The 17293-nt window shown below is 60.1% G+C and carries 16 protein-coding genes; 12 read left to right on the plus strand and 4 right to left on the minus strand.

Features of this window, described 5'->3' with window-relative positions:
- Positions 1-163: 163 nt before the first annotated feature.
- Positions 164-1081 (plus strand): hydrogen peroxide-inducible genes activator, encoded by a 918-nt coding sequence (locus FOY56_RS10565; protein ID WP_146345810.1) that lies wholly within the window; start codon positions 164-166, stop codon positions 1079-1081.
- On the opposite strand, the gene FOY56_RS10570 is transcribed toward FOY56_RS10565, so the two are convergent.
- Positions 1082-2620, minus strand: coding sequence for a calcium-binding protein (locus FOY56_RS10570; protein WP_186766306.1), 1539 nt, complete (start codon positions 2618-2620; stop codon positions 1082-1084).
- Positions 2621-2834: 214 nt separating this feature from the next.
- On the opposite strand from FOY56_RS10570, the gene ccoG reads away from it, so the two are divergent.
- From ccoG to FOY56_RS10595, 5 genes are read left to right on the plus strand one after another with little or no spacing between them, the layout of a single operon-like run.
- Positions 2835-4262, plus strand: a complete 1428-nt coding sequence (ccoG, locus tag FOY56_RS10575) for a cytochrome c oxidase accessory protein CcoG (RefSeq protein ID WP_146346025.1) — start codon at positions 2835-2837, stop codon at positions 4260-4262.
- Between the two features lie 3 nt (positions 4263-4265).
- Positions 4266-4724 carry a FixH family protein gene (locus FOY56_RS10580; RefSeq protein WP_146345812.1) on the plus strand — a complete coding sequence of 153 codons (459 nt, stop codon included), beginning with the start codon at positions 4266-4268 and terminating at the stop codon, positions 4722-4724.
- A gap of 6 nt (positions 4725-4730) precedes the next feature.
- Positions 4731-6908 carry a heavy metal translocating P-type ATPase gene (locus FOY56_RS10585; RefSeq protein WP_146345813.1) on the plus strand — a complete coding sequence of 726 codons (2178 nt, stop codon included), beginning with the start codon at positions 4731-4733 and terminating at the stop codon, positions 6906-6908.
- 4 nt (positions 6909-6912) lie between these two features.
- On the plus strand, positions 6913-7071 hold the full coding sequence (ccoS, locus tag FOY56_RS10590; protein WP_146345814.1) for a cbb3-type cytochrome oxidase assembly protein CcoS: 159 nt from the start codon (positions 6913-6915) through the stop codon (positions 7069-7071).
- Positions 7072-7103: 32 nt separating this feature from the next.
- Positions 7104-8624: a bifunctional aminoglycoside phosphotransferase/ATP-binding protein gene (locus FOY56_RS10595; RefSeq protein ID WP_146345815.1), complete on the plus strand. Its 1521-nt coding sequence runs from the start codon at positions 7104-7106 to the stop codon at positions 8622-8624.
- Here the strand turns inward: FOY56_RS10595 and FOY56_RS10600 are convergent.
- A complete protein-coding gene (locus FOY56_RS10600) occupies positions 8621-10057 on the minus strand; it encodes a D-alanyl-D-alanine carboxypeptidase family protein (RefSeq protein WP_342779792.1) in 1437 nt (478 codons plus the stop codon). The genes FOY56_RS10595 and FOY56_RS10600 overlap by 4 nt on opposite strands.
- A gap of 232 nt (positions 10058-10289) precedes the next feature.
- Positions 10290-10997 (minus strand): HAD family hydrolase, encoded by a 708-nt coding sequence (locus FOY56_RS10605; protein WP_146345817.1) that lies wholly within the window; start codon positions 10995-10997, stop codon positions 10290-10292.
- Between the two features lie 92 nt (positions 10998-11089).
- On the opposite strand from FOY56_RS10605, the gene clpS reads away from it, so the two are divergent.
- The 6 genes from clpS to hemF are packed head-to-tail and all read left to right on the plus strand — an operon-like array spanning position 11090 to position 15624.
- Positions 11090-11431: an ATP-dependent Clp protease adapter ClpS gene (gene clpS, locus FOY56_RS10610; RefSeq protein WP_146345818.1), complete on the plus strand. Its 342-nt coding sequence runs from the start codon at positions 11090-11092 to the stop codon at positions 11429-11431.
- A 9-nt stretch (positions 11432-11440) separates the two neighbouring features.
- Positions 11441-12427: a class I SAM-dependent methyltransferase gene (locus tag FOY56_RS10615; RefSeq protein WP_146345819.1), complete on the plus strand. Its 987-nt coding sequence runs from the start codon at positions 11441-11443 to the stop codon at positions 12425-12427.
- 39 nt (positions 12428-12466) lie between these two features.
- A complete protein-coding gene (locus FOY56_RS10620) occupies positions 12467-13267 on the plus strand; it encodes an SDR family NAD(P)-dependent oxidoreductase (protein ID WP_146345820.1) in 801 nt (266 codons plus the stop codon).
- Positions 13268-13324: 57 nt separating this feature from the next.
- Complete coding sequence (locus FOY56_RS10625) at positions 13325-14053, plus strand: hypothetical protein (RefSeq protein WP_146345821.1); 729 nt, start codon at positions 13325-13327, stop codon at positions 14051-14053.
- A gap of 15 nt (positions 14054-14068) precedes the next feature.
- A complete protein-coding gene (locus tag FOY56_RS10630; RefSeq protein ID WP_146345822.1) occupies positions 14069-14680 on the plus strand; it encodes a hypothetical protein in 612 nt (203 codons plus the stop codon).
- A gap of 50 nt (positions 14681-14730) precedes the next feature.
- Entirely contained in the window at positions 14731-15624 is an 894-nt protein-coding gene (gene hemF, locus FOY56_RS10635) for an oxygen-dependent coproporphyrinogen oxidase (RefSeq protein ID WP_146345823.1), read from the plus strand.
- 316 nt (positions 15625-15940) lie between these two features.
- Here the strand turns inward: hemF and FOY56_RS10640 are convergent, their stop codons facing one another.
- Positions 15941-16858 carry a hypothetical protein gene (locus tag FOY56_RS10640; protein ID WP_146345824.1) on the minus strand — a complete coding sequence of 306 codons (918 nt, stop codon included), beginning with the start codon at positions 16856-16858 and terminating at the stop codon, positions 15941-15943.
- Between the last annotated feature and the right edge of the window lie 435 nt (positions 16859-17293).

Raw genomic sequence — 17293 nt, forward strand, 5'->3', positions numbered from 1 at the left:
GGCAAAGACTCGGTCGATGCGCGCCAATGATCTGTTTTCATGCCTTTTATTCTGAAATCGGCGCATCGCGGGGCGACTCCCGACTCCTCCTCTGGAATCATTCTAACAAACAAAATCGATATAGATAAGTTGTATTTTCTGATTGCTTCGATAACTTGAGGTTATGAAGAATGTCACATTCAAACAGCTACGTTATTTCGAAGCACTGGCCCGGCACGGCCACTTTGGTCAGGCGGCCTCGGCCTGTTCGATCTCGCAACCGGCCCTGTCCGTGCAGATCAAAGAGATGGAGGCCGACCTGGGCGCCAAGCTGTTCGAACGCGGCGCGCGGCAGGTCCGTCTGACGGCACTGGGCGAACAGTTCTTGACCCGCGTGCGCGACATCCTGCGGTCGGTGGATGAACTGGGCGATCTGGCCCGCGCAGCACAGGGCGGGCTGGTCGGACGGTTGCGCATCGGCGTGATCCCCACAATCGCGCCTTATCTATTGCCCACCGTGATCGCCAACCTGACCCATATGAATGCGGGTCTGGATATCCACGTTCGCGAAACCCTGACCTCGCGCCTGTTGCAGGAACTGACCGAGGGCCGTCTGGACACGGCAATCGTTGCCCTTCCGATTTCGGAACCGGCCTTTGCCGAAGTCGCCCTGTTTGACGAAGAATTTGTACTCGTCCGGCCTCAGGCCGATCAGAACCGCCCCACACCCGACCCGGATGCCCTGCAGGAAATGCGTCTCTTGCTGCTGGAAGAGGGGCACTGTTTTCGCGATCAGGCGCTGTCGTTCTGCAATTTCCAATCCGCGCTGCAGCGCGACGGTTTGGATGCCAGCTCACTCTCGACCCTCGTGCAGATGGTCGGTGCCGGGATCGGCGTGACGCTGATCCCGGATATGGCCGTCCGGGTCGAAACCCGATCCGCCGAAGTGTCCGTCGCCCGGTTTCCCAACCCCGCACCAAAGCGCACCGTCGGCATGATCTGGCGCCGCACCAGCCCGCTGGCCGATCAGCTGATGCAGGTGGCCGATGTCGTCAAACAGGCCGCCACCGGAATGCGTGACACTGGGCTGGTCGACCCCTGATCAGAAGAATTCGATCAGCCCGGCCAGCAGCGCGGGTGCTGCAATCCCCTGGAACGTCAATGTGTTGCCATCGCCGAAGTCGAAAACGGTGTCAGCTCCGACAACCTCAGCCGTTAACCAAAGCGCACCAAGACCCACTGGCGCGCCGCCAACCAGATCCAGATTGATCTGGACGCTGTCGATCCCAACCTCAAAATCGACGATCAGGTCTTTGCCGCTGTCAAACAGGAACACGTCGGCCCCCGATCCGCCATTCAGCAGGTCGGCCCCGGCATCGCCTCGCAAGGTGTCATTTCCATCACCACCATACAGTTTATCGCGGTGGGCCCCGCCAGACAGGCTGTCATCGCCAGCATTTCCGATCAGCAGGTCGTCATTATCGCCGCCAAAGAGCATATCGTTGTTCAGGCCACCGTTAATCGTGTCGTTCCCGGCGTCGCCGTACAACGTATCGGCCCCGTCATTGCCTTCGATATCGTCATTGCCATCTTTGCCTGAAATGGTGTCAAAGCCATCGCCGCCTTGCATCATGTCATAGCCACCGCCACCCGTCATCACGTCGTTCCCGGCACCTCCATACATCATGTCGTCGCCGATGCGTCCGTGCATGGTGTCGTTGCCAGCGTCTCCGAACATCTCATCCTTGCCATCGCCGCCAATCATCGTGTCAGCCCCACCGCCGCCCGAGATCCAGTCGTTGCCGTCATCACCGTCCAGAAAATCGACACCAAGCCCGCCGAAAATCGTATCGTTCCCGCTCAGGCCAAAAACGGTGTCATCCCCCTGGTACGCAAAGATCGTGTCAGCCGTCTCTGTCCCGACAAGATCGTCATCTGCGCCCGTGCCCAGCACCGGAAGGATCGAAACCGTATATTCCCACACGCCTGACAACCCGCTGTTGCCGACCTCTTCGTCAAGCGCCTCGGGGGTCGTGTATTGTTCAAGTTGATCATCAAACGACTGCGATCCCAAATCTGCACCGATCAAAGCCCACGTCATCAGATCGTCATATTCCATATCGCCATACCGGAACGTGATTTTCATCTCGCTGTCGCTCACAGCGGTCATCTGAAGCTGAAAACTGAACGTCGGCCAATACGTCCGGTCTTCGTAGCGAAGCCGGTCCCAGGTCACGGTCACCGTGTCGCTTGCCGTATCCAGATCGACATGAACTGTGCCGGCGTTTTGGATGTCTCGTGACGCGAAATGTTCCGTGTTGAAGTTATACGGCGCGATCCAGGGCATATCGCCAGGCCGCATCGAGAACACTTCTTCCTCATAGGCAAAGCCGAAAAACAGTATGTTGCTATAGATGTACTCGTAATCAAAGTTGTCGTCGCCGAACTGCACAAAGCCATGCGTTGAAACGAAAAAATCCTGCGGATCATATAGTTCGCCGTCAATCACGAAGCCGTCGGGAAAAATTGACGATACGTCAATTTGAGCAAATTGCTGATTGTAGCGGGTTTCCTTCTCAAGACTGAATTCACCATAGCCCGACAGGCCGCCCAGACCGGACACAAGGTTTTTATTTTCCATGGTTTTATGCCTTTTAGTGCCGCAAAAAACACGCGGCATGAGAATCTATGAAATGAAACTATGCCGGAACTTTAGCACAGCAGCGGACTCCAACAAAGTCCCGCGTCGCGGCGAAAACATGCTTTTCCGATACGCTTTTTGACCCATATCAAAGTGGGTCAGGGCTGCATCTGTGACAACGCCGGAAAGCATCATGAACAACCGGAGTGATTCCGTGTCAGAATCCGACCCCGCCCCCAGCCTCTACGCCGCCAGGGAACCTATCTTTCCGAAACGGGTGACAGGCAAGTTCCGCAACATGAAATGGGTCCTGATGGGGATCATGCTGGGTATCTATTATCTGGTGCCCTGGATTCGCTGGGATCGCGGCCCCAGCCTGCCGGATCAGGCGGTGCTTCTGGATCTGGCCAACCGCCGGTTCTATTTCTTCTGGATCGAAATCTGGCCCCACGAATTCTATTTCGTTGCCGGTCTTCTGATCATGGCGGGTCTTGGCCTGTTCCTGTTCACCTCGGCGCTGGGTCGGGTCTGGTGCGGCTATGCCTGCCCGCAAACCGTCTGGACCGATCTGTTTATCCTGGTTGAGCGCTGGATCGAAGGCGACCGCAACGCCCGCCTGCGTCTGCACCGCCAGAAAAAGCTCGATTTCCGCAAGGCGCGCCTGCGCGTCACCAAATGGGTCGTATGGTTCCTGATCGGTCTGGCAACCGGCGGGGCGTGGGTGTTCTATTTCGCCGACGCGCCAACGCTGTTCATGGATCTGATCACCGGTCAGGCGCATCCCATTGCCTATACAACCATGGGTCTTCTGGCGTTTTTCACCGTGTTTTTCGGCGGGTTCGCCCGCGAACAGATCTGTATCTACGCCTGCCCATGGCCGCGTATTCAGGCTGCCATGATGGACGAAGACACGCTGGTTGTTGGCTATCGTGACTGGCGGGGCGAGCCGCGCGGCAAAGGCAAACGCACCAAAGACACCGAACTGGGCGATTGCATCGACTGCATGGCCTGCGTCAACGTCTGCCCGGTTGGTATCGACATCCGCGACGGTCAGCAGCTTGAATGCATAACCTGCGCGCTGTGTATCGACGCCTGTGACGACATGATGGCCAAGGTCGGCAAGCCGCGCGGTCTGATCGACTATATGGCGCTCTCGGACGAGGCGAATGAACGTGCCGGTAAGCCGCCCAAGAACATCTGGAAACACATCCTGCGCCCGCGCACGATCATGTATACCACGCTCTGGGCACTTGTCGGCTTTGGCCTCGTGTTTGCGCTGTTCATCCGCTCGGACATCGACATGACCGTCGCCCCGATCCGCAACCCGACCTATGTGACCATGTCTGACGGGTCGATCCGCAACGCCTATGACATTCGCCTGCGCAACAAGCACGGTGAAGAGCGACAGTTCAAACTGTCGGTTGCCGGTGACCCCAGCCTGCGGGTCCAGTTGGAAGGCACACCTTACGAATCCGTTCCGGTCCCTGCTGACACGGCCAAACTTCAGCGTGTATACGTGGTGTCACCCAAGGGCTCGGTCCCGTCCAACTCCGAAGCCACGCCATTCCGGTTCTGGGTCGAAGATCTGGGCAATGGCGAACGGGCCCACAAGGACTCGACCTTTAACGGAAAAGGGAACTGATCCATGGCTGAACGCGAATTTACCGGCCGCCACGCCCTGATGCTGTTTGTCGGCGCCTTCGGGATCATCATCACGGTCAACCTGGCGCTGGCCTATAATGCCGTCAAAACCTTTCCGGGGCTGGAGGCAAAGAACAGCTATGTCGCCAGTCAGGAATTCGACGAACGCCGCTCGGCTCAGCAGGCCTTGGGCTGGACGGTTCAGGCCGATGCGGTCGGTGGTCTGGTGATCCTTGCGATTACCAGCGAATTCGGCAATCCGGTCGAAGTTGCCGAACTTGACGCCATCGTCGGGCGGGCCACGCATGTGAAAGATGACATCATCCCTGATTTCAAATTCGACGGGCGCGCCTATGTTGCCCCCGCCGAACTGGGCGAAGGCAACTGGAATATCCGGATGAAAGCCAAGGCCTTTGACGGAACCGAATTTGTGCAGCGCGTGGTGCTGCACGTAAAAAGGTAACCGGCTTTGACAGCCCAGATGCGCCCCCCGACTGCGGCCTGTCCCGGCTGTATCGCTGCCCCGGCCACCCCGGTCGAAGACACCCCGACCGAGGCAAAGATCGCGATCTCATTGCCGACAATCCACTGTCAGGGCTGTATCTCAACGGTCGAGCGTGAACTCAGCGCCCATCCCGGCGTGCACAGTGCACGGGTCAACCTGACCCTGAAACGCGCCATGATCGAAGCCGACCCCGACGTGACGGCGGCTGATCTTGTTCCGGTGCTTGAAGGCGCCGGGTACGAGGCGCATGAACTCGACGCGGGCAGCCTTTCGGCGACCCAGACCGACAAGGCAGGCCGCGACCTGCTGATGCGCCTTGCCGTCGCGGGCTTTGCCTCGATGAACGTCATGCTGCTGTCCGTCTCGGTCTGGTCCGGGGCCACCGACGCCACGCGCGACATGTTCCACTGGATCTCCGCCGCGATCACGCTTCCTGCCATCGCGTTCTCAGCGCAGCCCTTCTTCAAAAGCGCATGGTCGGCCCTGTCGGTCGGGCGATTGAACATGGACGTGCCCATCGTGCTGGCCATCGTGCTGGCACTGGTCACCTCGCTGTGGGAAACCACGCTGTCCGGCGAACACGCCTATTTCGACGCGGCACTGGCCCTTACGTTCTTCCTGCTGGCGGGCCGTTACCTTGATTACCGCACCCGCGCCGTCGCGCGCTCGGCGGCCGAAGAACTTGCCGCATTGGAAGTCCCCCGTGCGATCCTGTTGACCGATGCGGGCGAACAAGAGGTCGCCGTCGCCACTCTGCAAGTCGGCGATCTGGTCCTTGTCCGCCCCGGTGGCCGCATGCCCGTGGACGGTGAAATCGTCACCGGCCAGTCCGAACTCGACCGGTCTTTGCTTACCGGGGAAACCCTGCCCGTGTTCGCCGAACCCGGCATCACCGTCAGCGCGGGCGAGGTCAATCTGACCGGCCCCCTGACCATCCGCGCCACCGCCGTGGGCGAAGACACCTCGCTGCACCGCATGGCTGACCTTGTCGCCATCGCTGAAAGCGGGCGCTCGCGCTATACCTCGCTCGCCGATTCCGCCGCGAAACTTTACGCCCCCGGCGTGCATATCCTCTCCGCGCTCAGCTTTGTTGGCTGGTACATCTATTCCGGCGACCTGCGCACCGCGCTTAACATTGCCGCCGCTGTCCTGATCATCACATGCCCCTGCGCGCTGGGCCTTGCCGTGCCCGCCGTCACCACCGCCGCTTCGGGCCGCCTGTTCAAAAAGGGCATGCTGATCAAGCACGCGACCGCGCTCGAACGTCTGGCGCAGGTCGATACCGTCGTCTTCGACAAAACCGGCACGCTCACCGCCGGTACGCCAGACCTGACCAATCTCGGCGATTTCAGTCGCGCCGATCTTGAGATCGCGCTGGCGCTTGCCGAAGCCTCTTCGCACCCGCTCTCGCAAGCCCTCACAAAAGCCGCCCGCGACGCCGGGATCACACCCGCCGCCGTGCAGGACATCATCGAAGTCCCGGGATACGGCACCGAAGGAAACGTCAACGGTCTGCGCGTCCGGCTGGGGCGCGCCGCATGGGTCGGGGCCGATCAGGGCGCGCAAACCGCCGCGTGGCTTGTCGTCGCAGGCCAGGTGCCACAAGCGTTCCTCTATACCGATGCCCTGCGCCCCGGCGCTGAAGAAGCCGTTCGCAACCTGCAACAGGCGGGCAAAGACGTCCTGCTGATCTCGGGCGACACCACCGGCGCCGTCGAAGCCCTCGCAAATCGCCTCGGAATCACCAAATGGGTCGCCGAGGCCCTGCCGCAAGACAAAGCCACCCGCATCCAGCAGTTGGCCGACAAGGGCCACAAGGTGCTGATGGTCGGCGATGGCCTGAACGACACCGCCGCGCTGGCCGCCGCCCATGTCTCGATCTCTCCGGCCTCGGCGCTGGATGCCGCCCGTGTCGCCTCGGATATCGTGTTGCTGGGACAGGATCTGTCGCCCATCGCCGATGCCTGCGATACCGCCATCCGCGCCACCAAACGTATCCGCGAAAACTTCCGCATCGCCACCGTTTACAACGTCATTGCCGTACCGCTGGCGGTCATGGGCTTAGCGACGCCGCTGATTGCCGCATTGGCCATGTCCAGCTCGTCGATTACCGTATCTCTGAACGCATTGCGACTAAGGTGACCCCATGGAAGTCCTGACATACCTGATCCCGATCTCACTGATCCTTGGCGGCATCGGGCTTGTGGCGTTTCTCTACACGGTGAAAAGCAATCAGTATGACGACCCCGAAGGCGACGCCCGCCGCATCCTCAGCAGCGAATGGGACGATCACCCCAAACCCTGACCGGACCGCGCAGATAAAAAGGAGCCTTCCCCATGATCTGCGATGACCAGACCGAGGTGTCGGCCTTCCTGACGGATCCGACCACGTTCAACGCCCCGGTCGAAGAAATCGACACCCACATCTCGCGGATATTCCTTGCCGGCACGCGCGTATACAAACTGAAACGCGCCGTCAAACTGCCCTATGCCGATTTCTCGACCCCTGAAATTCGTCTGGCCGCCTGCGAAAAAGAACTGGTGCTGAACGGCCCCCACGCGCCGGGCCTGTACCTTGCCGTGCGCCGCATCACCCGCACAGCATCAGGGTTGGAATTCGACGGGGCAGGGGGGCTGGTCGACGCCGTGGTCGAGATGCAGCGCTTCGATCAGGACAGCCTGTTTGATGATCTGGCAACCCATGGCAAGCTGACCCCCGATCTGATGACCGCAGTCGCCCGGGAAATCGCCCGCTTCCACACCGCCGCCCCCGTGGTGCAGGACGGAACCGGCGCCGACAACCTCGCAGGCGTGCTCGACATCAACCGCGCCGGGTTTCACACCAGCAGCGTGTTTTCCGAGACCCAGATCGATACCCTCGACACGGCCTTCCGAACTGCGCTCGACCGGCACGAAATGCTGCTGAACCAGCGCGCCAGCCAGGGCACGATCCGCCGTTGCCACGGCGATCTGCACCTGCGCAATATCTGTCTGTTCAACGGCCAGCCGACCCTGTTCGACTGTATCGAATTCAACGACCAGATCGCCACGATTGATGTACTCTATGATCTCGCGTTCCTGCTGATGGACCTCTGGCACCGCGACCTGCACGACCTCGCGAACCTGACAGCGAACCGCTATTTCGACGCCATCGGCACCGATGACGGTTTTGTCCTACTGCCGTTCCTGATGGCCCTGCGCGCCGCTGTCCGGTCCCATGTCACTGCCACACTGTCTGAAGATACCAACTCCCAAGACCAGATTGCCGAGGCGCGCGCCTATTACGATCTGGCCCTATCCTTGCTGACCCGGCAACACCCGACATCCGTGGTGATCGGCGGGCTCAGCGGCACCGGCAAGACCACGATTTCCGAAGCATTGGCCCCGCGCATCGCACCGCCCCCCGGCGCGCGCATTGTCGAAAGCGACCGCACCCGCAAAGCGTTGTTCAACGTCTCAAGCGAAACGCGCCTGCCGGACACGGCTTATGCGCCGCATGTGTCCGATCAGGTTTACCAACGGATGGCGGACAGGGCGGTTGCCATCCTGACATCCGGCGCGCCTGTGATTGTCGATGCTGTCTTTGACAAAGCAGATCGCCGCGCCGCGATAGACCAGACCCTGCAACAGGCTGGCCACCAAGTCTACGGTATCTTGCTGCAGGCCAGCCCGGACACCCTGCGCAAACGCGTAAAGGCCCGCGTTGGCGGGCCTTCAGATGCGACGGTTGAGGTTTTGGAACGTCAGCTGCACCGCGATGCAGGCCCGATCAGCTGGACCGTGATCCGCTCAGATCGCCCGGTCCAAGACGTGGTCACAGACATCCTTGCGCACCTGCGACCCGCCCCAAATGCTTAGGACGGGTTGATCGGGTTGCAGGTCACGTTGCGGGCATTCAGCCGACGACAAGCCAGTTCTGCGCTTTCTTCGGTCAGCCCCATGAAATTGGCATCAAACCCGCGTGACGTCTGAACCACTTTCCGCAAAGTGCCATCCAGCGTCGCCATTTCGGCCAGCGCGGTCCTCAGCAGGACTTTCTCGGCCTGAAACCGGTTCGTATAGCGCCCGACATTGATACCCCAGTGCCGTTCGCCGGATGTAGACAGCCGGGTCACGATTTCCTGCTCGGGTTCCGGTTTGACGACTTCGGCGGCTGCGCTGAGCGTCTGTTCCGCAACTTCCCCTACGGGACGCGGGGCCGGGCGCAAGGTGGCGTCAGGCGACTGCGTGTCGTCGATCTGCGCGAAGGCGGCCGTTATACCGGCCTGAAGCTTGGCCTGATCGTCTTCTGCATTCTGCGCAACGGCGTTGGCCAGAACAACCTGGCTTGCCCCAGGACGTGCCTTGGGGCGCAGGCTTTTCTTTACCGCGCCCACCAGGCGAATGGTTTTCCCAGCCTGGCCGGGCTGCGTGTCGATGTTTCCGACATAGGCCGGGATCGATGGCTTCTTGACCGATGCGCGCGATGGCGCACGTCGGAACCCAAGATCCAGCAATTCGGCGACCTTGGCATTGCGCGCAGTCGAAGATTTGCCGCCAAAAACCGTCGCGATGATCCGCTCGTTGCCGCGTTTCGCGGATGCGACCAGGTTGGACCCTGCCGCGCGGGTGTATCCGGTCTTGATCCCATCGGCACCTTCATAAGACGCCAGAAGGCGCCGGTTGGTGTTGCTCACTGTCTTCAGACCCGCATGTGTCGATGTCCGCGAGAACAGATTATAATACTGCGGATAGTCGTAAATCAGATGCCGCCCCAAGGTGGTCATGTCCCGCGCGGTCGACATATGGCCGGTTTCGGTCAGGCCATGCGCGTTCTTGAACGTCGTCCGCGTCATGCCCAACGCCCGCGCTGTCCGGGTCATGCGGCGGGCAAAGGCGGCTTCGCTGCCGCTGATCGCTTCACCAATGGCTGTGGCCGCATCATTGGCCGATTTCACGGCGGCGGCCCGGATCAGGTACCGAAACGCGATGCGATGACCGGTCTGAAGACCCAGCTCCGATGGCGGCTCGGCGGCGGCATTTTTCGAAATGCGCACCTTCGTATCAAGCGAGATTTCGCCATTCTTGATCGCCTCGAAGGCGATATAAAGCGTCATCATTTTTGTCAGGGATGCCGGGTGAAGCTGGGTGTCTGCGTTGCGCGAATGGAGAACTTCTCCAGTGCGCGCATCGATGACCAACGCTGCATAGGGGGCTGCCATAGCTCCCAATGGGGCGAAAACGCCTAACCACAAAGCGGTGAATATAAATAGCCCGAAACGGGACGGGCCGCTGTTGCGCCGAACCTTCACGATATATGCCTCTGTCTGCCTCACGCCGCCGATTTTTCAGCTGGCCATTTTTATTTGACTTCACGCTAGCACAGGGGATTCTCGAAATAAACCCGGTGATTACAGGTGCAGAACGGTTTTCCGCTGACGTAATTTCAACATCTAGCGGTAGGTCGGCCCCAACCCCCAACACAGGCGATTGTGGCAGAAAAATGGCACGGCCCGAAACGACTCAAATTGGCAGTCACACACGTTAAGCGTGTTCGATCTGCTCCAAAAGCTCGGCCACCCCGCCAAGATCGGCGATCTCGCGATATCGCCGCGCGCCGGTAGGTTCCGCAGCGTGTTCGATTTCCCAGACCAGCCCATGTGGCACATAAATGCCCCATCCGCCCGCCTCGATCATCGGCACCACGTCCGAGCGCATGGAATTTCCGATCATCATGCCCTGCGTCGCCCCGTCGCCATGTCGCGCAAAGATGTCGACATAAACCTCGGGCGTTTTTTCAGAGACGATTTCGACCCCGTCAAACAAATCCCCCAGTCCCGATTGGGCCAGCTTGCGTTCCTGATCCAGCAGATCGCCTTTGGTGATCAGCACAACCCGGTGCGTATCGGCCACCGCCTCGACGGTGGCCTGCGCATGGGGCAACAGTTCGATCGGATGCGCCAGCATATCCTGCCCCGCCGCGATCAGCTCCTGAATGACCCGCGCCGGAACCCGTTCTTCCGTCACCTCGATGGCGGTTTCGATCATCGACAGGGTGAACCCTTTGATGCCGTACCCATACCGCCCGATATTGCGCTTTTCTGCGGCCAGCAGACGGTCGGCCAGATGGTCGGAATTGGTGTAATCAGACAGCAATTCGGCAAAGCGGTCCTGCGTCAATCTAAAGAACCGTTCGTTGTGCCAAAGGGTGTCATCGGCATCGAAACCAATTGTTGAGATTTTGCTGGCCATAATTTCCCTGCCCGTGGCACCTTTCCTATCCGAGTTGGAAAGTTATATATACAGCAGACCAACCCAGCCGTGATAACCGGAACCTACCTGCGATGCTGCTACATCCATTGATGATGTCGAACAAGTCGGATGACGACGGCGACGCCTCTATCCTGTTGGAGACACGCCCAAAAACCAAGCGACCGCCGATGTATAAGGTGCTGTTGCTGAACGATGATTACACGCCGATGGAATTCGTCGTGCACGTGTTAGAGCGATTCTTTGGCATGACGCACGCGCAGGCTTTTGAAATCATGCTGATCGTTCACAAAAAGGGTGTGGCGGTGGTTGGCGTGTTCAGTCACGAAATCGCGGAAACCAAAGTGGGGCAGGTGATGGATTTCGCGCTGCGCCACCAGCATCCCCTGCAGTGCACCATGGAAAAAGAGGAATAGGGGCCGCTTATGTCGCCTCGTTTGTCTCTGGCCCTTGAGCAGGGTGGCTTGGTGCTGCCCGAAGACGGGCGCATTGCCGTGTTTCATCCGCGTCTGGATATGGATCTGTCTGACCTCCCTAAAGACCGGGTTCAGATCATCCAGCCCTTCAAACCAGACCATGACGGGTTCGCGGCGCAGGGGTTCGACTGTACACCCGCCGCCGAAGGTCCCTACGCCGCATCGATCATTTGCCTGCCGCGCGCCAAGGCGCTGATCCGCGCTGTCATACACACGGCTGCCTCCTGCACCGATGGCCCGCTTGTCATTGATGGGGGCAAGACCGACGGCATCGACAGCGTCCTGAAAGACATCCGCAAGCGCACTGACATCGGCGGCCCGGTGTCCAAAGCGCATGGCAAGATTTTCTGGCTCGCGGCCGCGCCCGACATGTTCCAAGACTGGCGCCCGCCTGAAACACAGATCGTTGACGGGTTTCATACCGCCCCAGGTGTGTTTTCCGCTGACGGGATCGACCCGGCCTCGGCCTTTCTGGTCAACACCCTGCCGAAACAACTGGGCAAACGCGTTGCCGATCTGGGGGCCGGATGGGGTTACCTGTCCCGGCATCTGCTGGCCGACCCAAAGCTTGAAACCCTGGATCTGGTCGAAGCCGATCATATCGCACTGGACTGTGCCCGCCTGAACGTCACCGACCCGCGCGCCCGGTTCCACTGGGCCGATGCAACCCGATGGACGCCCGATCACCGTGTCGACGCTGTGGTGATGAACCCGCCGTTCCACACCAGTCGGGCCGCTGATCCCGGCATCGGGCAGGCCTTTATCGAAGCCGCCGCGCGCTGTCTGACTCCGAGCGGTACGCTCTGGATGGTCGCCAACCGCCATCTGCCCTACGAGACGACGTTGGCCACGCGCTTTGCCCATGTCGACAGTGTCGCCAGCAACTATCGGTTCAAAGTTCTGCGCGCCACACGCCCCTCTCGCCCCAGACGCTGAACCCGGCTAGTCTCGCCCGAACTCAACGGAGATTCTCCTATGTCATTCGCTATTGCCGGAAAGACCGCGATTGTCACCGGTGCCGCCAACGGCATCGGTCTCGCCATTGGCCGTCAATTCGCTCAAAAAGGCGCAAACGTCATGTTTGCCGACATGGACGAAGCCCGCCTGATCGACGAACTTGGCGAACAGGCCGAAGACAGCAATGTCCGCTATTTCGCAGGCGATCTGCGCGAAAAGCTGACCATCGCAAACCTGCTTTCGGCCACGCTCGATGCCTTTGATCAGGTCGATATTCTGGTGAACGGCGCGCGTCAGGTGATCCCGTCGGACCCGCTTGATCCCGACGACGACTCGGTCATCGCCCTGCTGAACCAGAACCTGATGCCGGCCCTGCGTCTCAGCCAGCTGGTTGCCAAACGCATGATCAAACAGTCCGAAGGTCAGGAAGAAGGCTCAGCCGGGGCGATCATCAACCTCAGTTCAATCGCCGCGCGCCGCACCCATCCCGACCTGCTGGGTTATTCCGTCAGTTCGGCAGCGCTTGATCAGCTCACCCGCTCGCTTGCCGTGGCTTTGGCCCCCAAACGCATCCGCGTGAATGCAATTGCCATCGGCTCGGTGATGAGCACATCGCTGAAAAGCACGCTCAAAGACAACCGCGAATACCGGCAGGATATCGAAGACCACACGCCCCTGAACCGCATCGCCGCCCCGCGCGAACTGGCCGATGCAGCCCAGTTTCTGGCCTCGGACGCTGCCGGGTTCATGACCGGCCAGATTCTGACGCTGGATGGTGGGCGCACGCTGCTCGACCCCGTCGCCGCCCCCGCCCATTGATCCTTTGGCGCAACGCCGATCCATGTTACAATCGGCCCATTGAACGGAGCCGATTTTATGCAAAAACAATTGTGCGCCCTCGCGATGGCCGCGGTGATGCTTGCGGGCCAGCCCGGTCTCGCGCAGCCGTTGGGCAACGTTGCCTTCTCGTCCCTTGATCCTGACACACCGGTCAGCGGCACGTTAAGCGTCAACAGCCTGACACCCAATGGCGACCGGCTTGACCTGTCGCTATCCGCCGCTGCTCCTACCGTGCTCGATCAGTTGGACACGCTCGCCCGCAATGCAGGCAATCTTGGCTCCTGCGAGGCCCGCCTGTATTGGGAGGGACCAACCCGCGTAACATCCGCCCAAGGCGACCGCGCCGACCTGACAACGCGGGTCCGGGGCGAATTCTGGGCCTGCAGCCCGTTCAAGACCCGCCTGATACGGGATACCAAAACCGTTGATCTGGCGCTCACCCCCATCTGGCACCCAGACCCGCCGGGGCTGAGCCTGAAGGTCGAAATCACTAACATCCACAACGTCCCCGGCGATTTCGAAGCGGCCCTGCGCGCCTCGGGCGTTCGGTTGTCGGATGAGTTAGAGGTACCGCTGGGCGATCATGACCTGCTCAGCACGCTGGCCCCGCAGGTCCACAGCCTGCAGGTCTCGGCACCGCCGGGTGCCGCAGGGCTGACCATTACCACCGACCTCAGCCTTGATCGCGCCGCCGCGCAGGCGCTGATGCTCAGCCAGTTCGGCATGCCCGCACTGGCCGGACTCCTGTTCCGGCTGCCGCAATAAAGCAGGAGATCACCGATGAAAGTCATCCTCTCCGCCATCATCACCTTTGTCATAGCGCAACAGCTCTTCGGTATGTTCCATGGGCAAATGGGCCTTACAAACTCCGCCTTCAGCAAATTCTACCCCGAACCCTCGGCAGTGCCCCTGATCCTGCTGACCTTTGGCCAGGCCATCCACCTCGTCGGCCTGTTGCTCGTCGCCGTCTACCTGCGCCATGTCCCCGCCACTCAGGCCGTGTTCCCAAAACTCTGGATGACCGATCAGGACACGGCCGAACTTGACCTGATCTGGCAACGTGTCTCGGCCTGGGCAACTTGCTGGCTGCCCGTGATCGGATTTGCATGGGCGTGGAGCGAATTTCCCGAAGGCCGCGCCTGGCTCAGGGCTGATCCCACACAGGTCTACGGCCTGTTCCAGAACGTGCCCAACTGCACGCTGTTCACCAATTGGGACACCTGCCGCTATGGCGACCTCATCGCCGCACAGGCGAACGACCCCGACAAAAACGGCTCCTCCTTCGTCCCCTTCTGGCACCCGGTCGTCGTTATGATCCCGCTCTCGATCACCGTCCTCACCGCCTCCGCTCTCCTGTTCCGCGACTACCGCCTGCGACTGGCACGCGCATAGCATCCCGCACACGCCCATGCTAAGGCGACCCGACCCGAGGGAGAGCTGCGATGACCAACCCATTTGACACCGAAAAAACCACGGCCTCCGCCTGGTTCCGCCAACTGCGTGACGACATCGTCGCCGCGTTTGAGGCCCTCGAAGACAGCCACGACACCGGCCCCCTGTCAGACGCTGAACCGGGCCGCTTCGAGGTCACCCAGACCAAGCGCGCCAGCGACAACGGCGAAGACGCCGGCGGCGGGTTAATGAGCGTCATGCGCGGCGGTCGCGTCTTTGAAAAGGTCGGCGTCAATGTCTCGACCGTCCACGGCACACTGGGTGAGCGCGCACAGGCCGCGATGATGGCCCGCAAGGGTCTGCCCGGCATGGCCGACGACCCGCGCTTCTGGGCCTCGGGCATTTCGCTGGTCGCCCACATGCAAAACCCGCACGCCCCCGCCGTGCACATGAACACCCGCATGTTCTGGACGCCGCACGCCTGGTGGTTCGGCGGCGGCTCCGACCTGAACCCCTGCATCGAATATGACGATGACACCGCGCATTTCCACGCCACGCAAAAGGCCCACCTCGACCCCCACGGCGCAGCACATTACCCGCGTCTCAAGGAATGGGCAGATGAATACTTCTACATCCCCCACCGCAATCGCGCCCGCGGAGTCGGCGGCATCTTTATGGATGACTATTGCACCAGCGACTGGCAGGCCGATTTCGCCCTGACCCAGGACATCGGCCGCGCCTTCCTGCCCGCCTTCGTCCCCTTGGTCGAAAAACGCCGCGTTCAGGACTGGTCCGACGCCGACAAGGACGCCCAACTGATCCACCGGGGCCTCTACGCCGAATACAACCTCGTCTACGACCGGGGCACCAAATTTGGCCTCGAAACCGGCCACGACGCCAACGCCGTCCTGATGAGCCTGCCCCCCCTGGCGAAATGGGTCTGACCCACTCGCATCCTCGACCTGATCGGGCCCCCCTCAGCGCACCCAATCCCCGCTTTCGCGGGGACAACCGCGCCTCGGGGTCCCGGGTTTTCAAAAAAACCCGGCGAAACGGCAATACGCCAATGCCCAAAACCCAATTGGTATTGTTTCTATATGGATTTGAGCAATAGGAGGCTTTGAAGGATCTGCCAAAGCGACCCTCGATTGGGGATGCAGCTAATGTCCGGTAAGAGCCCATTCTACCGGATGCTGCGCTCGTCGCGAACGTCGGCAATCCTGAAGGCTACTGATCGAGCCTTAAGGACGATATGCGGTTTCATTCAAAAAACTGAGGCTTCGAGGGGTGCAATTCATTTAAAACTGATCTGCGCATCGAAATCGCAAGCCTGTCATGAAAGATGTCCAGAGTTGCTTCAGCCTCTTTCGTAGAAAGCCAACCATCGTCGATTCTCCAGTGGCGAAAGAACACCCAATCTATTGCGTTTCTGCGCGAGAATTCGAGAGAGCGTTGTGCTTGCTCTCGTGTAGGAACCTCACCAAGCCGCGCCTTCGGCCCGTACTTCTCTCGCCCTTCATCGAGCTTCTCCTCATGCAACGCTATTAGCTCGTCGATGTGTTCTTCGCTAATCTCAGTTAACTCCGAAATCTCTGCCGCTATGTCATCGGGAATGGTAGCTGAAGCCTTTTGAACCGCACCCAAAAAACGCTCGTCGTGCAGGAACTCTAAGGACCAATTCTTCGGCGAAGTTCTCCACAGAATGAATTCCGCCTGTTGCGTCCAACCGCCGTTCGAGACAAGGTTAAGTTGCTGAAGCAATAGCAAAACGTCATCATTGCAGAGTGCGCAGCCCAATCCAAAACGAGCTGTAATATTTGGGGTCGGAGACGGTGGTGGATCTTTCATCGCGATCACAAAGCCGTTTCCTATGCGAGTTGGGGGGAGGCTTCCGTTTGGTAGGCGGAATGAAAGCTTGTTTTGTTGGTTCGCAAGCCAAAGAACAGAAATGCAGATGTCATCCCATCGCGGCATAGTCGCAGGAAGTTCAGGAACATCTTTAGGTACTGCCCCCCAATTTGTTGCATCTGCAAAACCAAGCTTTACCAAGGCCATGCATCCGATTTGGTAGGCCGTAGACGCCATGTCATTCCAGCCTGGCCGATCCGTAGCCTTGGGCAAAGTTCCTGCAAGGAAATGGGCGACGTCGTTGCGCCAGTTTTGTTGGACATTGTCCATGTTCACTCTCGGATAAGGCTTATGTCCTGACTGTATGGCTGGTGGCATAACAAACCGCAACTCTGCCGATCTTGCGTTTTCAAAAGCGGATTGAAATCCACGAAGCCGACTTTGGCGCAGGCGCATCGATGGCCGCATTGTCCCGCATAGCTGCCATTGATGCGATGGCCGCATGTCCGTCGCATCACGCAAGACGAACCAGGCTCACTCACTGTTGCCCCTCTCAACCTCCTCCATCCCCTCCCGAATGATCCGCCAGCGCAGCACTCTTCGGCGATTTGCAGGGCTTTGTAATCCATCGACCGGGTGGCGGCGTTGTCCAGCTGGGTCAGGTCTGACATCGGCGCCAGCCCGGCGCAGACGTCATGCGACGCATCGAGCGAAACACCCCGAAACCCGCGATTCCGCTTCAACCCGAGCGCGCGCCGCATAGCC

This window comes from Falsiphaeobacter marinintestinus (assembly GCF_007923355.1).
In the GTDB taxonomy this organism is placed as follows: Bacteria; Pseudomonadota; Alphaproteobacteria; order Rhodobacterales; family Rhodobacteraceae; genus Phaeobacter_A; species Phaeobacter_A marinintestinus.